This is a genomic window from Citrobacter sp. Cpo037, assembly GCF_030332945.1.
In the GTDB taxonomy this organism is placed as follows: Bacteria; Pseudomonadota; Gammaproteobacteria; order Enterobacterales; family Enterobacteriaceae; genus Citrobacter; species Citrobacter portucalensis.
In genome coordinates, this window is the sequence record NZ_JAOWGW010000069.1 from 30,796 (window position 1) to 53,531 (window position 22,736).

Consider the following 22,736-nt stretch of genomic DNA (forward strand, 5'->3'; position numbering starts at 1 on the left):
CTTCAAGTTGCATGTACGTTGGCTTTACTCGGCCTTTGGCGTCACCGCCTTCCTGCAACTTGAAATATTTAGAGTATGTAGACAGAAAAAAGCAAAACGCCGCCATCCAGCCTTCTCAGGCCTTCTAAGCGGCGTTTTTAGCGTACAGGCGAATCAGAACTGCATCAGTTCTGCTTCTTTCTCTGCCAGCGCCGCATCAACTTTCTTGATTGCTGCGTCAGTCAGTTTCTGTACGTCGTCCTGAGAACGGCGATCGTCATCTTCGCTGATCTCTTTTTCTTTCAACAACGCTTTCACTTTGTCGTTTGCATCACGGCGTACGTTACGTACCGCAACACGCGCGCCTTCAGCTTCACCACGTACGATCTTGGTCAGATCTTTACGACGTTCTTCGGTCAGCGGCGGCAGCGGAACGCGGATGTCAGAGCCCGCAGAGCTTGGATTCAGACCGAGGTCGGAAGCCATGATTGCTTTCTCAACGGCTGGACCCATAGAACGGTCAAATACGTTGATTTTCAGGGTACGGGAATCTTCAACCGTTACGCTTGCCAGCTGGCGCAGCGGAGTCGGCGTGCCGTAATATTCCACGACAATACCATCCAGCAGGCTAGGAGAAGCACGACCCGTGCGAATTTTGCTGATTTGGTTTTTGAACGCTTCGACGCATTTGTCCATGCGTACTTCAGCATCTTTTCTGATATCGTTGATCACGTTACGAATCCTTGAAAGCTTGTTTCAGTCAGACCATACCCGCCACGCAAGATGTGACAAGTATAGTCTTGATTAATTTTGAGGGACGTATCCCGCGACATTAAAGCGGAATATTACCTGCATTTAGCCGCAACGGGAATTATTCCGTGATTAACGTGCCTTCTTTTTCACCCATAACAACACGGCGCAGTGCACCTGGTTTGTTCATGTTAAAGACACGAATCGGTAATTTGTGGTCACGAGCCAGCGTGAACGCGGCAAGATCCATTACTTTCAGCTCTTTATCCAGTACTTCAGTGTAGGTCAACTGTTCGTACATAGTCGCCGTTGGATCTTTAGCCGGGTCGGCAGTAAATACGCCATCGACTTTGGTGGCTTTCAGAACCACATCCGCTTCAATTTCAATACCGCGCAGGCAGGCTGCAGAATCGGTGGTGAAGAACGGATTGCCGGTACCCGCAGACAAAATAACAACGCGGTTGTTACGCAGCAGGCTGATAGCTTCAGCCCAGCTGTAGTTATCACACACGCCGTTCAGAGGAATTGCGGACATCAAGCGAGCGTTCACATAGGCGCGGTGAAGCGCATCGCGCATCGCCAGACCGTTCATTACGGTGGCTAACATGCCCATGTGGTCGCCCACAACGCGGTTCATCCCCGCTTTCGCCAGACCAGCGCCACGGAACAGGTTACCACCACCAATCACTACGCCAACCTGAATACCCAGCTCAACCAGCTCTTTGATTTCCTGAGCCATGCGGTCGAGGATGCTTGCATCAATACCGAAGCCTTCTGAACCTTGCAGAGCTTCGCCACTTAACTTAAGCAGAATACGTTTGTAGACGGGTTTTGCATTGGTAGCCATGTTTCTTTCCTGAGACTGTCAACGAATGAGATGAGTTAATTCCGGCGACATTGTATGTCGCTTTTCAGCATGACCACTATAGCGGTTCGCTGAATTTACAAGCCAGACACAAAAAGAAGCCGCCCACAGGCGGCTCCTTTAAAAATTAAGACTGCTTGGACATCGCAGCAACTTCTGCTGCAAAGTCAGTCTCAACTTTCTCGATGCCTTCACCCACTTCAAAGCGGATGAAACCAGTTACGTCAGCGTTATGCTCTTTCAGCAGCTGACCAACAGATTTGCTCGGTTCCATGACGAAAGGCTGACCGGTCAGAGAAACTTCGCCGGTGAATTTCTTCATGCGGCCTTCAACCATTTTCTCTGCGATTTCTTTCGGCTTGCCAGACTGCATAGCGATGTCCAGCTGAACCTGGTATTCTTTTTCTACCACTTCAGCAGAAACGTCTTCCGGCTTAACAAATTCTGGTTTGCTTGCAGCAACGTGCATTGCCAGCTGTTTAACCAGTTCTTCGTCAGCGCCAGTTGCAGCAACCAGAACACCGATACGAGCACCGTGCTGGTAGTTACCCAGAACTTCGCCTTCCAGGGAAGCAACGCGACGGATGTTGATGTTCTCACCGATTTTAGCAACCAGAGCAACACGTTCTTCTTCGAACTGTGCTTTCAGAACTTCAACGTCAGTGATTTTGCCAGCAACGGCAGCGTCCAGTACTTTGTCAGCAAATGCCTGGAAACCAGCATCTTTAGCAACGAAGTCAGTCTGGCAGTTAACTTCCAGAATGAAAGCGATGTTGCCGTCGATTTTGGTTTTGATTACGCCGTCAGCAGCAACGTTGCCTGCTTTTTTCGCCGCTTTGATTGCACCGGACTTACGCATGTTTTCGATTGCCAGCTCGATGTCGCCATTAGCTTCAGTCAGTGCTTTTTTGCAATCCATCATGCCTGCGCCAGTACGCTCACGCAGCTCTTTTACCAGGGATGCGGTAATTTCAGCCATTCTAAAATCCTCGGAAGATTTGATCTGCCCGGCATGAAACCGCACAGATTTAAAAGTGAAAAAGGGGGCCATATACAGGCCCCCTAACCAAACGTGATACTACCTGGTCTATAAGGGCTCTAACGAGCGTGCCTTATTATTCAGCTTCTACGAAGCTTTCTTCCGCCTGGGAAGCCAGATCCTGAGAACGGCCTTCACGAACGGTAGTAGCTACAGCGCCCAGGTACAGGGTCACAGCACGGATTGCGTCGTCGTTACCCGGGATAACGAAGTCAACACCGTCCGGATCAGAGTTGGTATCAACGATAGCAAATACTGGGATACCCAGGTTGTTTGCTTCTTTGATAGCAATGTGCTCGTGGTCAGCATCGATTACGAACAGAGCGTCCGGCAGACCGCCCATGTCTTTGATACCGCCCAGGCTGTTTTCCAGTTTCTCAAGCTCACGAGTACGCATCAGCGCTTCTTTCTTGGTCAGCTTTTCGAAAGTACCGTCCTGAGACTGAGTTTCCAGATCTTTCAGACGTTTGATGGACTGACGAACGGTTTTCCAGTTAGTCAGCATACCGCCCAGCCAGCGATGGTTCACGAAGAACTGGTCGCAGCTGTTAGCAGCTTCTTTCACCGCTTCGCTTGCAGCGCGTTTAGTACCAACGAAAAGGATTTTACCTTTACGAGCAGAGATCTTGTTCAGTTCAGCCAGAGCTTCGTTGAACATCGGTACAGTTTTCTCAAGGTTGATGATGTGAACTTTGTTACGCGCACCGAAGATGAACGGCTTCATTTTCGGGTTCCAGTAACGGGTCTGGTGACCGAAGTGAACACCAGCCTTGAGCATGTCGCGCATGGAAACAGTTGCCATGATTAAAACCTCTATATATAAAAGTTGGGGTTAAGCCTCCACGCATCCCATATTACCGACCCCAAAGGGCACCCCGGAATATGTGCCGATACGTGTGTGTTGTTACACAAAGTGAGATTTGTCGCTCCCGTCCATCGTGTGTAGTCTTCGAATGGATCGGAAGTCCGGCGCGCTTTATACCACAAATACGCCACCGACACCAATAATTGTTGGCGGTCTGTGCTGAATGAACGATGAATTTCGTGTTACAGGAAGGCGGCAAAATTTTGAATCCCCGGGAGCTTACAACCAGTAAGTGACTGGGGTGAAAAAATGTAGCCAACGCATTTGTGGCACGAAAGGCGAAGTTCAGAATGATTCTCAATTTGGCAGGGTACACCCCAGACTGATACCATTGACAGCACTTACACAATTATTGTCGAAATAATCGACACTGATGGACAGAATTTATGGCTATCTCAATCAAGACCCCTGAAGAAATCGAAAAAATGCGCGTCGCTGGCCGCCTGGCCGCTGATGTACTGGAAATGATCGCGCCGTTTGTTAAACCGGGCGTCAGCACCGGCGAGCTGGATCGCCTCTGTAATGACTATATCGTGAATGAGCAGCAGGCCATTTCCGCCTGCCTGGGCTATCACGGCTATCCGAAATCCGTATGTATCTCTATTAATGAAGTGGTGTGCCACGGGATCCCGGACGACGCCAAACTTCTGAAAGACGGCGACATCGTCAACATCGACGTAACCGTGATTAAAGACGAGTACCACGGCGATACCTCGAAAATGTTCATCGTCGGCAAACCTACTATTCTGGGCGAGCGTCTGTGCCGCGTCACACAGGAAAGCCTGTATCTGGCGCTGCGAATGGTAAAACCGGGCATTCGTCTGCGCACGCTGGGCGCTGCTATTCAGAAATACGCGGAAGGCGAAGGTTTCTCTGTCGTTCGTGAATACTGCGGTCACGGTATCGGTCGCGGCTTCCATGAAGAGCCACAGGTTCTGCACTACGATGCAGACGACGGTGGTGTGGTACTGCAACCGGGCATGACGTTCACCATAGAACCGATGCTGAATGCCGGTGATTACCGCATCCGCACCATGAAAGACGGCTGGACGGTGAAAACCAAAGACCGGAGCTTGTCTGCACAGTACGAGCATACTATTGTAGTGACGGAAAACGGCTGTGAAATTCTGACGTTACGCAAGGATGACACCATCCCGGCGATCATCACACACGGCGAATAATGTTTTGCCTGATGGCGATGCATTCGCATCTTATCAGGCCTACAAATTGTACTACTTAGTAGGCCGGATAAGGCGTTCACGCCATCATCCGGCTTTTTAATGGGTGGCGCATAATGAATACTCTTCCTGAACAGCACGCAAATACTGCCCTCCCCACCCTGCCTGGCCAACCGCAAAACCCAGGGACATGGCCACAGCAAGATCTCAACTGCTCCGGCATTAAAGCGCATATTGACACCTTCCAGAACTGGTTAGGCGAAGCGTTTGACAGTGGAATTTCCGCAGAACAGCTCATTGAGGCCCGCACCGAATTTATTGACCAACTGCTACAGCGTTTGTGGATAGAAGCTGGGTTCGGGCAAATAGCCGATCTGGCGCTGGTTGCCGTTGGCGGCTACGGGCGAGGCGAATTGCACCCGCTTTCCGATATTGACCTGCTGATCCTGAGTCGTAAAAAGCTGCCTGATGCGCAGGCCGAGAAAGTCGGTGAGCTGTTAACGCTGCTATGGGACGTGAGGCTGGAGGTTGGACATAGCGTGCGTACGCTGGAAGAGTGTCTGCTGGAAGGATTATCAGATTTAACCGTCGCCACCAACCTGATTGAAACTCGCCTGCTGATCGGCGATGTGGCGCTGTTTCTAGAGCTGCAAAAGCATATTTTTAGCGAAGGTTTCTGGCCTTCCGACAAGTTTTACGCCGCCAAAGTGGAAGAGCAGAATCAGCGCCACCAGCGCTATCACGGCACTAGCTACAACCTGGAGCCGGATATCAAAAGCAGTCCCGGCGGCCTGCGCGATATCCATACCCTGCAGTGGGTGGCCCGTCGCCATTTTGGCGCCACCTCACTGGACGAAATGGTCGGTTTCGGCTTTTTGACGCTGGCAGAACGTGCCGAGCTCAATGAATGTTTGCATATCCTGTGGCGGATTCGCTTCGCCCTGCATCTGGTCGTTAGTCGTTACGACAACCGCCTGCTGTTTGACCGCCAGCTCAGCGTGGCGCAACGGCTAAACTACGGCGGCGAAGGCAACGAACCTATCGAGCGGATGATGAAAGACTATTTCCGCGTCACCCGACGGGTCAGCGAACTGAATCACATGCTGTTGCAACTGTTCGACGAGGCGATCCTCGCCATGCCCGCCGATGAAAAACCTCGCCCGATTGATGACGACTTCCAACTGCGCGGCACGTTGATCGATCTGCGCAACGACGATCTGTTTATCCGCAAACCCGAAGCGATACTGCGGATGTTTTACATCATGGTGCGTAACAGCGCGATCAGCGGGATTTACTCCACCACGTTGCGCCATCTGCGTCATGCCCGCCGTCATTTAACCCAACCGCTGTGCTACATCCCGGAAGCGCGATCGCTGTTTCTCAGTATGTTACGCCATCCGGGCGCGGTGAGCCGCGGTCTGCTGCCGATGCATCGCCACAGCGTGTTGTGGGCCTATATGCCGCAATGGTCGCATATTGTCGGCCAAATGCAGTTTGACCTGTTTCATGCCTATACGGTGGATGAACACACCATCCGCGTAATGCTCAAGCTGGAAAGTTTTGCCAACGAAGAGACCCGTCAGCGCCATCCGCTGTGTGTGGATCTATGGCCGCGTCTGCGACAGCCGGAGTTGATTCTGATTGCCGCGCTGTTCCACGATATCGCCAAAGGCCGCGGCGGCGATCACTCGGTGCTCGGCGCTCAGGACGTGCTCAAGTTCGCCGAACTGCACGGCCTGAATTCCCGCGAAACGCAGCTGATCGTGTGGCTGGTGCGCCAGCATTTGCTGATGTCGGTGACCGCTCAGCGCCGCGATATTCAGGATCCCGAAGTGATCAAGCAATTCGCCGAAGAGGTACAAACGGAACACCGTCTGCGCTTTTTGGTGTGTCTGACCGTCGCGGATATTTGCGCCACCAACGAAACGCTGTGGAATAGCTGGAAGCAAAGCCTGCTACGCGAGCTGTACTTCGCAACGGAAAAACAACTGCGTCGTGGCATGCAAAATACGCCGGATATGCGTGAGCGTGTACGCCATCATCAGCTTCAGGCGCTGGCGCTACTGCGAATGGACAACATTGATGAAGAAGCGTTGCACCACATCTGGTCACGCTGTCGCGCCAACTACTTCGTGCGTCACAGCCCAAATCAGCTGGCCTGGCATGCGCGCCATCTGCTGCAACACGATCTCAGCAAGCCGCTGATCCTGCTCAGCCCACAGGCCACGCGCGGCGGGACAGAAATTTTCATCTGGAGCCCTGACCGTCCTTACCTGTTTGCCGCCGTCTGCGCTGAACTGGACAGGCGTAATCTTAGCGTCCATGATGCGCAGATTTTCACTACCCGCGATGGGATGGCGATGGATACGTTCATCGTACTGGAACCGGACGGCAGCCCGCTGTCTTCAGACCGACATGAAGCGATCCGTTTTGGACTGGAACAGGCCATCACGCAGCGCAGTTGGCAGCCACCGCAACCGCGTCGCCAGCCGGCAAAATTACGCCACTTTACCGTCGATACTGAGGTCACCTTTTTGCCGACCCATACCGACCGAAAATCATTCCTGGAGCTTATCGCTCTCGACCAGCCCGGCCTGCTGGCGCGGGTCGGGCAGATTTTTGCCGATCTGGGAATTTCGCTGCATGGCGCCCGAATTACAACCATTGGCGAGCGAGTAGAAGATTTATTCATAATCGCCACCGCCGACCGGCGCGCCCTTAATAATGAGCTGCAGCAGGAAGTGCATCAACGGTTGACAGAGGCCCTCAATCCAAACGATAAAGGGTGATGTTTTTATTTATTATGGAAAGAGTTTAACAATGCAGCAGTTACAGAACGTTATTGAGTCCGCTTTCGAGCGCCGTGCCGACATTACTCCGGCAAATGTAGATACCGTAACCCGCGAAGCGGTGAATCAGGTTATTTCTTTACTGGATTCCGGTGCACTGCGCGTCGCAGAGAAGATTGAGGGTCAGTGGGTCACGCATCAGTGGCTGAAAAAGGCGGTCCTGCTCTCTTTCCGTATTAACGATAATCAGGTCATCGAAGGTGCGGAAAGCCGTTACTTCGATAAAGTACCGATGAAATTCGCCAACTATGACGAAGCGCGCTTCCAGAAGGAAGGTTTCCGTGTGGTTCCGCCTGCGGCCGTGCGTCAGGGTGCGTTTATCGCCCGTAACACCGTGCTGATGCCATCTTACGTAAACATCGGCGCTTATGTTGATGAAGGTACGATGGTTGATACCTGGGCGACAGTCGGTTCCTGCGCGCAAATCGGTAAAAACGTACACCTGTCCGGCGGCGTTGGCATCGGCGGCGTACTGGAGCCGTTACAGGCTAACCCGACCATCATCGAAGACAACTGCTTCATCGGCGCACGTTCTGAAGTGGTTGAAGGCGTAATCGTCGAAGAAGGCTCAGTTATTTCTATGGGCGTGTACATCGGTCAGAGCACCCGTATTTACGATCGTGAAACTGGCGAAGTGCATTATGGTCGCGTTCCGGCAGGCTCCGTGGTCGTCTCCGGCAACCTGCCGTCGAAAGATGGCAAATACAGCCTGTACTGCGCGGTGATTGTGAAGAAAGTCGATGCCAAAACGCGTGGCAAAGTGGGAATCAACGAGCTGTTACGCACCATCGACTAACAGCGATTTGAAAAAGCGGGCTTAGCCCGCTTTTTTTACATCTGCGAGTGGCATAAACAAGGCTTTTCGTTAATTATTCAATGGTTATAGTGAGCTTAAGGGTACCGCTATGTATGACAATCTGAAAAGTCTGGGCATTACTAATCCTGAAGAGATCGATCGTTACAGCCTGCGGCAAGAAGCCAACAACGATATCCTGAAAATCTATTTCCAGAAGGATAAAGGCGAGTTTTTTGCCAAGAGCGTGAAGTTCAAATATCCCCGTCAGCGCAAAACGGTGGTTGCCGATGGCGTCGGCCAGGGTTACAAAGAAGTGCAGGAGATCAGTCCCAACCTGCGCTATGTGATCGACGAACTGGATCAGATCTGCCAGCGCGATCGCAGCGAAGTCGATCTTAAACGCAAGATCCTTGATGATTTACGTCATCTTGAAAGCGTTGTGACCAACAAGATCAGCGAAATTGAAGCCGATCTCGAAAAACTGACGCGTAAATAAGCCGTTTGTTGCCGGATGGCGGCGTCTTACGCCTTATCCGGCCTACAGGTATATCCTCGTAGGCCTGATAAGCTAGCGCCATCAGGCAATTAATCAATGCTGTTCATCCAGTTGTAACGCCACATACAGCAGCAGTCGGTCGTCAAAGTTTCCCAGATCCAGCCCGGTCAGTTCTGAAATACGATTCAGGCGATATTCCAGCGTATTGCGGTGAATAAACAGTGCCTTTGAGGTGGCCAGCGGCTGGACGTTATGACGAAACCATGCCGCCAATGTCCGACGCAGCAACCCGTTGTTATCCATCGCCTTCAGCCTCACCAAAGGACGCGCCAGCTCATTGGCCTGCCAGCCACCGCGCAGGCTGTCCAGCAGCACTGGCAGCATCAAATCCTGATAGAAATAGCTACGGCTTTCCGGCATCCGCTGTTTACCGACCATCATGGTAGTGCGCGCCGTACGATACGAACGGGCAATGCTACCGGGCCCGGTAAAATAGTTGCCCAGCGATACGCGAAACCGCAGCTGTCCGTTTTCTTTCATACGGGCAATAAGCTGCTCAACGCGCTTACGATGATCTTCAGCGTCCCAGCGGCCAAACTGATTGAGCGCCGGTTTCAGCACCACCATCTCAGTCAGAGAAACAATCGCAATCAGATTATTACGTTCGGGCGTAGTCAACGCATTCTGCAATTGCTGTAGCTCCGCCATTGCACTGTCGACGCCAAGCTGGCCACTATCGACCTCCAATACCGCCACCACGCGCGGCTGGTTCAAATCAATGCCTAAACGCTGAGCCCATTCCATCAGCGCTGGCGTATTCTCTTCCGCCTGAATCAGGTTCATCACCAGCTCTTCACGCAGACGGCTATCCTGCGCTAACAGATGCATCAAGCGCGACTGTTCCAGCATCATCTCGGCGGTCATACACACTAACTCGCCGTATTTGCGCAGATGTTCCGGCTCGCCGGTAAGGCCGATAACGCCAACGATTTCGCCTTCCAGACGCAGCGGCAGGTTTATCCCCTGTCGTACACCGTGCAAGTGACGTGCAACCGCATCGTCGATATCGACCACCCGCCCTTGCGAAAGCACCAGCAGTGCGCCTTCGTGCAATTCACCAATACGTTCGCGATCGCCGCTGCCGATTATCCGCCCACGGGCATCCATTACGTTGATATTGGTATCAATGATGCGCATGGTACGCGCCACGATATCCTGCGCCATTTTGGTATCAAGATGCCAACCAGCCATAAAACCCTCCTGTGAGCAGAGCTCAAGCATAGGGAAGATAATAAGCGGCGACATTGTGCAAATGCACAAAGCGAAAGGGAGAAGTATGGAGTTGTGGGAAGTATCACAAAAAGAAACCCCTTCCTGTGCAGGAAGGGGTTCAGGGAGATTACTGCATCAACAGATAGATGGAGCTGTCACCGCGCTGAATGTTCAGCGCCAGCACAGCCGGTTTGCTGTCGAGGATTTTGCGCAGTTCAGCGATGTTTTTCACCGGTTGCTGGTTCGCGCCGATAATCACATCCCCTTTCTTCAGGCCAATCTGTGCAGCCGGAGAATTCGGTTTCACGTCGCTTACCACGACACCTTTGTCCTGGCCTTTGTTGCTCATATCGGCACCTTCAATGCCTTTAAAGATAGAGCTGGAGTCAACCTGAGTCTGGCTGCTCTGCTGCAATTCCAGGTTCACGGTGACCGGCTTACCGTCACGCAGCAGACCCAGGGTGATTTTGCTGCCAACCGGCATCGTACCGACCTGCGCACGCAGGGCGGCGAAGCTGCTGATCGGTTTGCCATTCAGGGAGGTAATCACATCCCCAGCTTTAATCCCCGCTTTCGCTGCGGAAGAGTTCGGCATCACCTGGCTGACGAATGCGCCACGCTGGGCGTCAACTTTCATCGCTTTCGCCAGCTCAGAGCTCAGCTCGGTACCCATAATGCCCAGCTCACCGCGTTTAACCTGGCCAAACTCAACCATCTGCGAGGTCAGGTTTTTCACCATGTTGCTTGGGATCGCAAAACCGATACCGATGTTACCGCCGTCCGGCGCGAGGATCGCGGTGTTAATACCGATCAGCTCACCGTTCAGGTTGACCAGCGCACCACCGGAGTTACCCCGGTTGATCGCAGCATCCGTCTGAATAAAGTTTTCATAGTTCTCCGCATTCAGGCCACTACGTCCCAGCGCAGAAACAATACCGGAAGTCACCGTTTCACCGAGGCCAAACGGGTTACCAATTGCCACGGTGTAATCACCCACGCGCAGCGCATCGGAATCTGCCAGCTTAATCGCCGTCAGGTTTTTCGGATCCTGAATTTGGATCAGCGCGATATCGGAGCGCGGATCTTTACCCACGATCTTCGCGTCAAATTTACGACCATCGCTTAACTGAACTTTAATCACCGTGGCATTATCTACCACGTGGTTATTGGTCACGACATACCCTTTCGCGGCATCAATAATTACGCCGGAACCGAGTGCCATAAATTTCTGCTGCTGGCCGCCGCCATTGTCAGCGCCCGGTGCGCCGCCCTGGCAGAACGGCGAACTCTGGAACGGAGAACCGTCCTGGCAGAACGGTGAATTATCACCGAAGAACTGCTGGAAATTACGCGGCATGCGCGGCGTATTTACCGTCGTGCTCCCCTCGACGTTAATACTTACCACCGATGGCATCACTTTTTCGAGCATCGGGGCCAGGCTTGGCATCTGTTGGGCGGTCATTGCTGAAGACGACGTCTCAGCCGCTGTAGCAGACAGGGGGGACAACGCCAAACCTAAACTCAGAGCCAGTGCACTCATTGCTAATGTGGTTTTTTTCATGTGTTTCGTTCTCGATTAACAGGTAACGCAAAATTGCTGTATACGTCAGAGTCGTTTTATAGCGCTAAGTTCCAGAATTAAGTTTAAGGAAAAAGTAAAATTTTATTGTCCGTCTTTACAAATGAGTATTTATTGTTCTACGGCCATCAAGCGACGATATTCATCCCAGGCATACAAATCTGTCATTCCGCTGATATAATCCTGGATCAGTCGGCAGCGATAATAATATTCCAGAACCGAATACTCGGCGCACCCCGTCGATATTTTACTAACTGCCTCAACATACGCAAGACGATGGCGGGTAGACAATTTCTGAAATAAACGGGACTCGATAGGAAAACGTTTTACTCTTTCATTGTCGACCAGTTCAGAAAAATCTGACTGAGACATTTTTAATAACGGCTGATAGATCTCCAGCAACCCGCTGATCACCCGATAGCCCTGTAGTTCCAGTTGTTCAACATCCGGATGGCTAAACACATGTTTTACCGCCACATTTTTATAAACACCCAGTAACTGGCTGAAGCTACTGGCATCTTCTAGCAGCGCATGATTAAAGCTGCCTTCATAAATCTGCGGCAAATTATCAATAAACCGCTGGGCCGCATATGGCACCAGTTTATTCAGCGTATTGACGCGTAAATACATAAAGAACTGATCTTCGGTACTCCGGCTTAATGTATTTGAACGTGACTTCTCCCAGGCGTTCTCAACAACCTGGCTAAACAGAGAACCTTTTTCATGCTGCCCCCACGCCTCATGCAGGTGGTGATAAAGTTGCTCGACGCTAAAGATTCTTTTCTCAACGGCATCTTCCAGATCCGCCACGCAATAAGAGATATCATCGGCAGCTTCCATAATCCAGGTTAATGGAAAGCGACTGTAAGGCGCTAATGATAATTCTTTACGCAACCGCTCAATATACGGTTCTTCAGAAAGGTAATAACCCGGTTTCTTCATTAAATAGTTGTGCGTCTCGGGTGCACTGCCGCGCCACCACGCCGGACGGGTATATTTTAAAATACCGCCGACCTGCGCCCAGGTAAGGTTCATACGCATCAACGTATGCACAAGGCGAATACCCTGTGCATTGCCTTCAAAATGGCACAGGTCCTGGCGCACCTTGCGGCGAATATCATTCAGCGACTCCTCGCCTTCACGCAATCGTAATGCCGTCACCTGGCAACGGTCATCACTTAGGGGCTGGCTTTCTGCGTCTGCGGGATACAGTCGCTGGCGAAACCAGTCATTAATTGCCGCCTCCCCAAAATGGCCAAACGGCGGATTACCAATGTCATGCATCAGGCAGGACATTTCGACAATACTCTCAAATGGCCCTGTCAGTTCATCCAGGCCATACTGCTCCAGCAGCTTTAGTTCTTTCAGTCGGCTGAGGATCTCTTTCGCGATATAGCGCCCAACCTGCTGAACTTCCATCGAGTGCGTCAAGCGCGTGCGTACTGCCGCATTACGCTCCAGCGGAAAGACCTGCGTTTTTTGTTGCAGTCGGCGAATGGCCGGTGAATTGATAATACGTCCGCGATCGCTTTCGAAAATACGCAGGATCTCATGCTCAGTCTTCACGCCCTGCGGCGAACGGTAACGACGATGCCAGTTTATTTTTTTTCGGAAATCGATCTGTGCCATGTCCTCTCCCGCCTGAGAAATGCGCTACCCCTTAAGCGCATGATAGACTATGCCCTCAAATCTGGCTTATCGCGAGTAAATCTATGAAAATCGGCATCATTGGTGCAATGGAAGAAGAAGTTACGCTGCTGCGTGACAAAATCGAAAACCGTCAGACCATCGCGCTCGGCGGTTGTGAAATTTACACCGGCCAACTGAACGGTACAGAGGTTGCGCTGCTGAAATCGGGTATCGGTAAAGTGGCTGCTGCACTGGGCGCTACGCTGCTACTTGAACGCTGCAAGCCGGACGCCATCATTAATACCGGTTCTGCGGGTGGCCTGGCCTCTACGCTGAAAGTCGGGGATATCGTAGTTTCTGACGAAGCGCGCTATCACGACGCCGACGTCACTGCCTTTGGCTATGAATTTGGTCAGCTACCGGGCTGCCCGGCTGGTTTTAAAGCCGATCCTGCGTTGATTGCTGCCGCAGAGTCTTGCATCGCCGAACTCAATCTGAACGCCGTTCGCGGACTTATCGTCAGTGGCGATGCCTTCATTAATGGTTCCGTGGGACTGGCTAAAATTAAGCATAACTTCCCGCAGGCGATTGCCGTTGAGATGGAAGCGACCGCAATTGCGCACGTTTGCCACAACTTTAACGTGCCATTTGTCGTGGTTCGCGCTATCTCTGACGTTGCCGATCAGCAGTCCCATCTCAGCTTTGACGAATTCCTGGTGGTTGCCGCGAAGCAGTCAAGTCTGATGGTTGAAACGCTGGTACAGAAACTGGCGCATGGCTAAATTACTCTCCAGGGCGCTGGTCGCCCTGCTTTTCACTCTCCCGGCGTTCCTTTACGCCGCGCCGCGTGTTGTGACGCTTTCTCCTGCCAATACTGAACTCGCTTTTGCCGCTGGCATTACCCCCGTTGGCGTCAGCAGCTATTCAAACTACCCGCCAGAAGCCAAAAGTATTGAGGAAGTCTCAACCTGGCAAGGGATGAATCTTGAACGTATTGTGGCGCTGAAACCTGATTTGGTTGTCGCCTGGCGCGGGGGAAATGCTGAGCGGCAGGTGAATCAACTGACCTCTCTGGGAATTAAGGTCATCTGGGTGGATGCCGTTACCATTGAGCAGGTTGCCGATGCGCTACGCCAATTAGCAGCATGGAGCCCCAAGCCTGAACAAGCTAAACAGGCGGCGCAAACCATGCTTGATGACTATGCTTTACTTAAATCTCAGTATGCCAACAAACCGAAAAAACGCGTGTTTCTCCAGTTTGGTGCCAATCCTCTGTTTACCAGTGGAAAAGGTTCTATTCAGCACGAAGTTCTTGAGGTCTGCGGCGGAGAAAACATCTTTGCCGGTAGTCGGGTTCCCTGGCCGCAGGTTAGCCGTGAGCAGGTCCTGGCACGAGCCCCCCAGGCTATTGTTGCCACAGGCGGTCCGAGTGAAACTCTGAAAATTGAGCAATACTGGGGAAACCAGCTAAAAATACCCATTATTACACTTAATAGTGACTGGTTCGAACGCGCGAGCCCGCGTATTATCCTCGCCGCAAAACAACTCTGTAATGCGCTTTCACAGATAAATTAGCGCCTGCCCCACCAGGTCTGTTGTGAGGATTTAAAAATGCTCGTCTATTGGCTTGATATTGTCGGCACCGCGGTATTTGCAATCTCTGGCGTATTACTGGCCGGAAAATTACGTATGGATCCGTTTGGCGTCCTGGTACTCGGCGTGGTTACCGCCGTTGGTGGTGGTACGATCCGCGATATGGCGCTGGATAATGGACCGGTTTTTTGGGTTAAGGATCCGACCGATCTGGTGGTGGCGATGATCACCAGCATGCTGACGATCCTGTTGGTACGTCAACCAAGACGCATACCGAAATGGATCCTTCCGGTGCTGGATGCCGTTGGCCTGGCGGTGTTCGTGGGTATTGGCGTCAACAAGGCATTTCTCGCAGGAACAGGGCCGCTGGTGGCGATTTGTATGGGGGTGATTACCGGCGTTGGTGGTGGGATCATTCGCGATGTGTTAGCTCGTGAAGTCCCGATGATTTTGCGCACCGAGATCTACGCCACAGCCTGTATTATCGGCGGGATCGTGCATGCAACGGCGTTTTATACCTTTGATGTTTCACTGGAAAACGCCAGTATGATGGGGATGATTGTCACCCTGCTGATTCGGCTTGCCGCCATTCGCTGGCATCTGAAATTGCCGACGTTTGCGCTGGATGATAACGGGCGTTGATGTGACGATACAGAACATGTAGGCCGGATAAGGCGTTTACGCCGCCATCCGGCACATTGCCCGGTGGCGCTACGCTTACCGGGCCTACACCATCAGACCATCGGTATTACAGACAGCAATCAGATGCTGAAAGAAGAACCACACCCGCAGGTGCTTTTCGCATTCGGGTTAGTCACAACGAAGCGGGAACCTTCCAGACCTTCGGTATAGTCAACCGCACCGCCCACCAAATATTGCAGACTCATCGGATCAACGACCAGACCAACACCTTGTTTTTCAATGGTCATATCACCTTCATTCACCTGGTCATCAAAGGTGAAACCGTACTGGAAACCGCTGCAACCACCGCCAGTGATATACACGCGTAATTTCAGATTCGGGTTTTCTTCGTCAGCGATCAAGCTTTTTACTTTATTGGCTGCTGCTTCAGTAAATTGCAGTGGCAGCGCTACGTCATCACTCATATTTTGCTCCAAACGACATCGGCAATTGGGTAAATTTCAACCCAATATTTTGGGCCATTATCTAATACCCTGGTATTTCGTTCAAGTATTCTCGCCAGCGGCAGTCCCCTGGCTTTTCGCCGCCTGCTCCGCTTCCTGTTTTGCCAGCGTACGAGCCAGGATAGTCGAGTATAGCGGCTTTCCGCCCATAAATTGGGCTAATAGTGTTGCGCCAAGACAGGTAATAATCATTGGCAAAATGAGCTGATAGTTATCAGTCATCTCCAGCACCAGCACAATACCCGTTAGCGGCGCACGCACCGAAGCAGCCAACAAAGCCCCCATTCCGGCAATGGCAAAGGTTCCGGCCTCCAGGTGATACTGCGGAAAAGAGGCTGCCGCAGCCATACCGAACGCCGTACCAAGCAACGTGCCCAACGCCAGCATCGGGGCAAAGATCCCACCGGGCGCGCCGGATGAGAAGCACAGCAGCGTGGTGATCACCCGGGTGATAAATATAAACAGCAGTAGACCGACGCTAAAATTGCCTGCTGCGGCAATCGGGATCAGATTAAAGCCACCGCCTGCCGCTTCAGGTTGAATTAATCCGAGGATCCCGCACAGGCCACCGATCGCGCCGCCCATCAGCACCCATTTTTTAATTTCACCGCCGTGAAAACGCTGGAACATATCCTGGGTACGCAACACCATAGTGTTGAACAACGGCCCGACACAGCCAAAAATAAGTCCGAGCACCAGATACAGCCACAGTGTATTTACTGGCGCATTAGACAACTTTCCGACTTCAATAATCGGGGCTTCGCCGTTGAAAATACGAAACACAATGCTCGACATTATAACGCCGGTAAACACGGCTTTGATCGACACGAGGTTATAGCGAAACTGCGGGCGCATCTCTTCAATAATGAACAGGATCCCCGCCAGCGGAGCGTTAAACGCCGCCGAAAGACCCGCTGCCGCACCGGTAGCCAATAAGGTATGTCGCGCTTCTGCGCTACGCATACGGAAAATATCCAGCACCATGCGCCCGAGGTTACCACCAATCTGCACGGTCGGTCCTTCTCGCCCAAGCACCATGCCGGCTCCCAGCGTGCCCATGCCGCCAATAAATTTCACCGGCAGAACGCGCCACCAGCGCACCGGTCGCAGCTCTTCCAGCGCGCCTTCAATCTCTGGGATCCCCGAACCACCGGCTTCCGGCGCAAACTTACGCACCAGGAAATAGCCGACCATCGCCAGCAACGCGGAAAGAATAAACGCCAGCGGCCACAGCAGAATGTCATGGTCCGCAACCTGAGCCAGCGTGCCAATGCGCTGATTCTGCACCCAGGTCACCGCTTTCTCAAATGCCACGCCAACAAGCCCTGTCACTGTACCCACTACGGCAGCCATCAACAGGATCGCCAACGGCGTTTTGTCTCGTTCCAGGAGACGACGAATTTGATCCCTGCGGCGTAAACGCACAATTTGTTGTGCTTCAAAAGAGGGAGTGTCTGTCTTCATCAGATGATCATTAATTGGTAATACAAATACGGAATCGGCATTCTACTCGCACATTTCACGAAAATCCCCTGCAAATCGTATTGTTTCAAATGCGTAAAACTTTCATAACCTTCTCTGAATAACTAGAATAGCGGGCATTTACTTTTTCTACGAACCAGGACCCCATCCATGAGTAAGTCTGAAAATCTCTACAACGCAGCACGCGAACTTATCCCAGGCGGCGTTAACTCCCCCGTTCGCGCCTTTACTGGCGTGGGTGGTACTCCGCTGTTTATCGAAAAAGCCGACGGCGCGTATCTGTACGATGTCGATGGTAAAGCCTATGTTGACTACGTCGGTTCCTGGGGACCGATGGTGCTGGGCCATAATCACCCGGCAATCCGTAATGCGGTGATTGAAGCAGCGGAGCGCGGTTTAAGCTTCGGTGCACCGACCGAGATGGAAGTGAAAATGGCGGAGCTGGTCACCGAATTAGTGCCGACCATGGACATGGTGCGCATGGTGAACTCCGGTACGGAAGCGACAATGAGCGCCATCCGTCTGGCGCGCGGTTTCACCGGTCGCGATAAAATCATCAAATTTGAAGGCTGCTACCACGGCCATGCCGACTGCCTGCTGGTTAAGGCCGGTTCCGGCGCATTAACGCTGGGCCAGCCGAACTCTCCGGGCGTTCCGGCCGATTTCGCGAAACACACCCTGACCTGCACCTACAACGATCTCGCTTCAGTACGTGCGGCATTTGAACAGTATCCGCAGGGGATTGCGTGCATCATCGTTGAGCCGGTCGCCGGCAACATGAACTGCATCCCGCCGCTGCCGGAATTCCTGCCGGGCCTGCGTGCCCTGTGCGATGAGTTTGGCGCGCTGTTGATCATTGATGAAGTAATGACCGGTTTCCGCGTGGCGTTGGCCGGAGCGCAGGATTATTACGGCGTTGTGCCGGATCTGACCTGCCTCGGTAAAATCATCGGTGGTGGGATGCCCGTTGGCGCATTCGGTGGCCGCCGCGATGTGATGGACGCGCTGGCGCCGACCGGTCCGGTTTACCAGGCGGGGACGCTTTCCGGTAACCCAATCGCGATGGCGGCAGGTTATGCCTGTCTGACCGAAGTCGCCCAACCGGGTATTCATGAAACGCTGAACGAACTGACGACGCGTCTGGCGGAAGGTCTGCTGGAAGCTGCCGAAGAAGCGAATATTCCGCTGGTGGTTAACCATGTGGGCGGGATGTTCGGGATTTTCTTCACCGATGCAGAAACCGTAACCTGCTATCAGGATGTGATGGCATGTGACGTTGAACGCTTCAAGCGTTTCTTCCACATGATGCTGGATGAAGGAATTTATCTGGCGCCGTCCGCGTTCGAAGCAGGCTTTATGTCCGTGGCGCACAGTGAAGACGATATCAATAACACCATCGACGCCGCGCGCCGGGTGTTTGCGAAATTGTAAAAAAGAGAACGTGCAGATATGTAGGCCGGGTAAGGCGAAGCCGCCACCCGGCTTTTTTATTGCTGGATGTCGACGCAAAGCGTCTTATCCGGCCTACATAAAAGGGGTCAACCTCAGCGGCTCTGCTTTCTCAGCAGATAGATAAAGTACGGCGCGCCAATAAACGTCGACAATAACCCCGCCGGGATCTGATACGGAAACAGCACCATCCTGCCGCACCAGTCAGCAAAGACCAGCAACACGCCACCCGCCAGCGCCGAAATCAGCATATGCGGCATCGCCCGCCGAAAACCCATCATACGGGCAATATGCGGCGCCATCAGCCCGACAAAGCTCAACGGTCCAATGGTCATGGTGGCTGTCGCCGTCAACCCTGCCGCCAGCAGCAGTAACCCCACGCGCGACGGCGTGATTGCCATACCCACCGCCCGAGCCGTATCGCCGCCGAGCGGTAAAATTGTCAGCCAACGGCGGCACAGCGGCGTCAGCGCCAGCAGAATCACCATCACAATCCCGGTACGCAGTACCTGCTCTCCGCTCGCGTTATAGGTTGAACCGGAGATCCAGGTCAGCACGCCCGCCATGCGCGGATCGCCGCTGGCCTGCAGCATCATCAGCAGCATAGTAAACGCCGTACTGAGCGCCATGCCGGCCAGCAGCATACGGTGCGGTGAAAAACCACCGCGCCCGGCGGCAATCATAATGATAAGCAGAGTAGCCGCGGCCCCGAGGCTTCCGGCAGGCAGCAGCCAGCCAAAAGCATTTCCAGGGACCAAAAACAGCATGAGCACCACGCCAAATGCCGCACCGGAGCTAATGCCCAGCACTTCCGGACTGGCCATCGGATTGCCAGTCAGACGCTGAATAATACAGCCCGCTACCGCCAGCATCACCCCGGCAATCAGGGCCGCCAGAATGCGAGGCCAGCGCCAGGGCATCAGCTCATCCAGCATCGCACCGCTGGCCCAAGTCCAGCCATGTGCGTCGCGGCCAAATGACAGCGCCACCACAAGGGTTAGCAGTAAAATTACGCCACCTGCCAGCGCAAACATCAGCACATTCTGACGTTCAGCGGCGATGCGATTACTGGCGTTCATATCCGGGGCGCTCATACTCCTTAAGCGCGGCAACAACCACAGCAGCAACGGTGCGCCAATCAGCGCCGTCACTGAACCGGTGGAGACTTCCATCCATACGCGGGTCAACCACAGAATGATTTGGTCGGAGAGCCAGAGGATCAACGCACCAATCAGCGGGGCCAGCACCAGACGAGCCAGCAAACGACGCGCACCGAGCATTTTCGCCAGCAGCGGTGCAAACAGGCCAATAAAGCCGATAATCCCAACCGCGTTAACCAGTAAGGCGCTGATAACAATGGCCAGCGATAACGCCGCCAGACGCGCCAGCGACAATGCCAGACCGAGGTTACGCGCCACGCCGTCATCCAGTCCCATCAGCGTCATTGGGCGTAATAACAACAGAGTCAGCATCACGCCGCCCAGCAGCTGCGGCCACAGACGTTGTACGCCGCTCCAGTCGGTTTGCGTTAGCGTGCCGCTGCTCCATAAAAACATGCTTTGCAGTTGATCGTGATGGAAGATAACCATCAACTGGTTAATCGCCCCGCAGTACAGGCTGACCACCAGCCCGGCAAGGATTAACGTCACCGGAGAAAGGCGCTTGCCCCAGGCAACGCCAAACACCAGCGCCCCAACGACACATGCTCCCGCCAGCGCCGCAAATTGCGTGGTCAGCGCACCTGGAATAGCCCACAGCGTGGTAACCGTAATGCCCAACTGCGCCCCGGTCGCAACGCCCAGTGTGGTTGGCTCCGCCAGAGGGTTACGCAACACCTGCTGAAACAATACGCCGACCAGCCCCAGCCCGGCGCCGACCAGCAGAGAAATCGCCAGCCTCGGCAGCAGGCTATAGTGAAAAACCATCTGCTCAATGATGTCGATATCCGGTGACCAGATAGCCTGTTGCCACTGACTGCGCGGTAGCGCAACGGAGAAGTTAACCCATGTCAGCCAGCAGGCAGCAACAAACAGAACAGCCAGCAGGAAAGTTGGGAACAACGCAATACGTTTACTCACGTTTTGCCTCCCAACGCATTATCCAGAATACGGGCAAAATGCATGGCCGATAGCGTTGCGCCATAAAACCAAACGGCAGGCACACGTTGAAAACGTCCGCTACGGACAAACGGCATCGCCTGCCATAATGGCGTAGACATCAGCGCAGCCATCTCTTTATCGTTGCCGTGATCAAAGCACAGCACATCGACATCCTTATAAGCAGCCAGACGGTCAATACTCACGGCAGTGCTACCCCAGAAGTTTGTTTCTCCCTGCCAGGCATTTGGGATCCCATATTCGTCCAGTACGTCCTGGAACAGGCTGTTTGAGCCAAACACCAGCATATGTCGCGAATCAAGCAAGGACGTAAGCAATACGGGGCGCGCGCCACGTTGAATGAAGCGCGGTTTCAGGCTGGCGATAAAACGATCGTACTCAGTCAAATGGCGTTCAGCAGAGGCTTGCAGATTGAACAATTGCGCCATTTCCTGCAGCGATTGTCGCGCAACGGCCAGCGGCTTTTTGCCATCGCTGAAGTTAAATCCCCGGCCAGGTGCAATTCGCGCCAGCTTTTCAGGGGAAGGACCATAGCCTGCCGACCAGAGCAGAAATGAGGGCTTCATTTCGGTCAGCAGTTCGAGATTGGGCTCCGTACGTAGTCCGACGTCAATCACCGAATCAGGCAGAGGAGGTTCACTGACCCACAGCTTGTAGTTAGGGATATCTGCGATGCCGTACGGCGTAATCCCCAGCGCCAGCAGCAGCTCTACCGGCAGCCATTCCAGCGCTACAATGCGCTGTGGATCAACCGCCGCGGCGTGTGCCGTATTCATCCGCCACAGCAGAGGCGACAGCGCCATCGCCGTAAGCAATCGCCGACGGGTAATATGATGTAATCCGATCATTAATAGACAAAACTCACGGGTGCGGCACCGGCCGGATGCGGCAAAATGCCCATCGGGATACCGTAAATTTGTTCCAGAGTTTCACTGCGCATCAGTTCAGCTGGCGTTCCTTGAGAAATCATCTCACCGCCGCGCAGCGCAACGAGGTAATCGCAGTAGCGGGCCGCCATATTGATATCATGCAGCACCGCAACCACCGTCAGCCCGCGCTGCTGGCTTAAGCGGTGCACCAGCGCCAGCACGTCAACCTGATGGGCGATATCCAGCGCGGAAGTCGGTTCATCAAGTAGCAGGCAGCGGCTGTCCTGCGCTACCAGCATGGCAATCCACGCACGTTGGCGTTCTCCGCCCGACAGGCTATCGACCAGACGGTGCGCCAGCGGTTTTAAACCGACCAGCGAAATCGCTTCTTCTACTTTCTCTCTGTCGGCAACGCCAAAACGCCCCAGCGCCCCGTGCCATGGATAACGACCAATCGCCACCAGTTCACGCACTGTCATCCCTTCCGCCTGCGGTAACTGCTGCGGCAGATAGGCGACCTTGCGGGCAAACGCTTTGCTGCTCCAGCTCTCCAGCGGCTGTTCATCGAGCAGGATTTCACCTTCTGACGGCGGCTGATGACGTCCCAGCATTTTCAATAACGTCGATTTACCGGAACCGTTGTGGCCGATAAGACCAGTCACTTTTCCCACAGGAAAAGTTAATGAGAGAGGATGCAATAGCGTGCGGCCAGGCACACGAAAGGAGACATTACGCAACGCAAAAGTGGTGTCGGGATGGGATCTGTTTTCCTGCATAGCAGCCA

At 53.3% G+C, this 22,736-nt stretch carries 21 protein-coding genes; 8 read left to right on the forward strand and 13 right to left on the reverse strand.

The genetic code is table 11. The features are described from left to right. Positions 1–153: 153 nt before the first annotated feature. The 4 genes from frr to rpsB form a co-directional block, all read right to left on the reverse strand. On the reverse strand, positions 154–711 hold the full coding sequence (gene frr, locus OGX94_RS15910; RefSeq protein WP_003018547.1) for a ribosome recycling factor: 558 nt from the start codon (positions 709–711) through the stop codon (positions 154–156). 139 nt (positions 712–850) lie between these two features. After that, positions 851–1,576: a UMP kinase gene (pyrH, locus tag OGX94_RS15915; RefSeq protein WP_003018549.1), complete on the reverse strand. Its 726-nt coding sequence runs from the start codon at positions 1,574–1,576 to the stop codon at positions 851–853. A gap of 145 nt (positions 1,577–1,721) precedes the next feature. Continuing rightward, the gene (tsf, locus tag OGX94_RS15920) at positions 1,722–2,573 is read right to left on the reverse strand and encodes a translation elongation factor Ts (RefSeq protein WP_003018551.1); all 852 of its coding nucleotides are present in this window, start codon (positions 2,571–2,573) and stop codon (positions 1,722–1,724) included. A 136-nt stretch (positions 2,574–2,709) separates the two neighbouring features. Next, entirely contained in the window at positions 2,710–3,435 is a 726-nt protein-coding gene (gene rpsB, locus OGX94_RS15925; protein ID WP_003018553.1) for a 30S ribosomal protein S2, read from the reverse strand. Positions 3,436–3,884: 449 nt separating this feature from the next. On the opposite strand from rpsB, the gene map reads away from it, so the two are divergent. The 4 genes from map (at position 3,885) to OGX94_RS15945 (ending at position 8,817) form a co-directional block, all read left to right on the forward strand. Further along, a complete protein-coding gene (map, locus tag OGX94_RS15930; RefSeq protein WP_003829182.1) occupies positions 3,885–4,679 on the forward strand; it encodes a type I methionyl aminopeptidase in 795 nt (264 codons plus the stop codon). Positions 4,680–4,792: 113 nt separating this feature from the next. Beyond that, complete coding sequence (glnD, locus tag OGX94_RS15935) at positions 4,793–7,465, forward strand: bifunctional uridylyltransferase/uridylyl-removing protein GlnD (protein ID WP_003829184.1); 2,673 nt, start codon at positions 4,793–4,795, stop codon at positions 7,463–7,465. A 31-nt stretch (positions 7,466–7,496) separates the two neighbouring features. Next, entirely contained in the window at positions 7,497–8,321 is an 825-nt protein-coding gene (gene dapD, locus OGX94_RS15940) for a 2,3,4,5-tetrahydropyridine-2,6-dicarboxylate N-succinyltransferase (RefSeq protein ID WP_003829186.1), read from the forward strand. 109 nt (positions 8,322–8,430) lie between these two features. Next, entirely contained in the window at positions 8,431–8,817 is a 387-nt protein-coding gene (locus OGX94_RS15945; protein WP_003018562.1) for a DUF3461 family protein, read from the forward strand. 93 nt (positions 8,818–8,910) lie between these two features. Here the strand turns inward: OGX94_RS15945 and cdaR are convergent, their stop codons facing one another. From cdaR to dgt, 3 genes are all read right to left on the reverse strand, one after another. Next, positions 8,911–10,068, reverse strand: a complete 1,158-nt coding sequence (gene cdaR, locus OGX94_RS15950; RefSeq protein ID WP_003829189.1) for a DNA-binding transcriptional regulator CdaR — start codon at positions 10,066–10,068, stop codon at positions 8,911–8,913. Positions 10,069–10,216: 148 nt separating this feature from the next. Further along, complete coding sequence (gene degP, locus OGX94_RS15955; protein ID WP_003829191.1) at positions 10,217–11,650, reverse strand: serine endoprotease DegP; 1,434 nt, start codon at positions 11,648–11,650, stop codon at positions 10,217–10,219. A 129-nt stretch (positions 11,651–11,779) separates the two neighbouring features. Beyond that, the gene (gene dgt / locus OGX94_RS15960) at positions 11,780–13,297 is read right to left on the reverse strand and encodes a dGTPase (protein ID WP_126956855.1); all 1,518 of its coding nucleotides are present in this window, start codon (positions 13,295–13,297) and stop codon (positions 11,780–11,782) included. 83 nt (positions 13,298–13,380) lie between these two features. Between dgt and mtnN the strand changes: the two genes are divergently transcribed. From mtnN to OGX94_RS15975, 3 genes are read left to right on the forward strand one after another with little or no spacing between them, the layout of a single operon-like run. Further along, complete coding sequence (gene mtnN, locus OGX94_RS15965) at positions 13,381–14,079, forward strand: 5'-methylthioadenosine/S-adenosylhomocysteine nucleosidase (RefSeq protein ID WP_003829195.1); 699 nt, start codon at positions 13,381–13,383, stop codon at positions 14,077–14,079. Next, a complete protein-coding gene (gene btuF, locus OGX94_RS15970; RefSeq protein WP_257662310.1) occupies positions 14,072–14,872 on the forward strand; it encodes a vitamin B12 ABC transporter substrate-binding protein BtuF in 801 nt (266 codons plus the stop codon). Before mtnN ends, btuF begins: the two co-directional genes overlap by 8 nt. A gap of 36 nt (positions 14,873–14,908) precedes the next feature. Continuing rightward, entirely contained in the window at positions 14,909–15,532 is a 624-nt protein-coding gene (locus tag OGX94_RS15975) for a TRIC cation channel family protein (RefSeq protein ID WP_003829199.1), read from the forward strand. Positions 15,533–15,651: 119 nt separating this feature from the next. On the opposite strand, the gene erpA is transcribed toward OGX94_RS15975, so the two are convergent. From erpA to clcA, 3 genes are read right to left on the reverse strand one after another with little or no spacing between them, the layout of a single operon-like run. Next, entirely contained in the window at positions 15,652–15,996 is a 345-nt protein-coding gene (gene erpA / locus OGX94_RS15980) for an iron-sulfur cluster insertion protein ErpA (protein WP_003829201.1), read from the reverse strand. Beyond that, positions 15,989–16,054, reverse strand: a complete 66-nt coding sequence (yadW, locus tag OGX94_RS15985; protein WP_122973801.1) for a small protein YadW — start codon at positions 16,052–16,054, stop codon at positions 15,989–15,991. Before yadW ends, erpA begins: the two co-directional genes overlap by 8 nt. Positions 16,055–16,077: 23 nt before the next feature. Continuing rightward, the gene (clcA, locus tag OGX94_RS15990) at positions 16,078–17,499 is read right to left on the reverse strand and encodes a H(+)/Cl(-) exchange transporter ClcA (RefSeq protein ID WP_063941135.1); all 1,422 of its coding nucleotides are present in this window, start codon (positions 17,497–17,499) and stop codon (positions 16,078–16,080) included. A gap of 168 nt (positions 17,500–17,667) precedes the next feature. Between clcA and hemL the strand changes: the two genes are divergently transcribed. Beyond that, entirely contained in the window at positions 17,668–18,948 is a 1,281-nt protein-coding gene (hemL, locus tag OGX94_RS15995) for a glutamate-1-semialdehyde 2,1-aminomutase (RefSeq protein ID WP_257662309.1), read from the forward strand. Positions 18,949–19,061: 113 nt separating this feature from the next. Here the strand turns inward: hemL and fhuB are convergent, their stop codons facing one another. The 3 genes from fhuB to fhuC are packed head-to-tail and all read right to left on the reverse strand — an operon-like array spanning position 19,062 to position 22,728. Next, a complete protein-coding gene (gene fhuB / locus OGX94_RS16000; RefSeq protein ID WP_063941133.1) occupies positions 19,062–21,044 on the reverse strand; it encodes a Fe(3+)-hydroxamate ABC transporter permease FhuB in 1,983 nt (660 codons plus the stop codon). After that, positions 21,041–21,931: a Fe(3+)-hydroxamate ABC transporter substrate-binding protein FhuD gene (gene fhuD / locus OGX94_RS16005; protein WP_257662308.1), complete on the reverse strand. Its 891-nt coding sequence runs from the start codon at positions 21,929–21,931 to the stop codon at positions 21,041–21,043. The genes fhuB and fhuD overlap by 4 nt, the downstream gene beginning before the upstream one ends. Then, positions 21,931–22,728, reverse strand: a complete 798-nt coding sequence (gene fhuC / locus OGX94_RS16010) for a Fe3+-hydroxamate ABC transporter ATP-binding protein FhuC (RefSeq protein WP_003829206.1) — start codon at positions 22,726–22,728, stop codon at positions 21,931–21,933. The genes fhuD and fhuC overlap by 1 nt, the downstream gene beginning before the upstream one ends. Between the last annotated feature and the right edge of the window lie 8 nt (positions 22,729–22,736).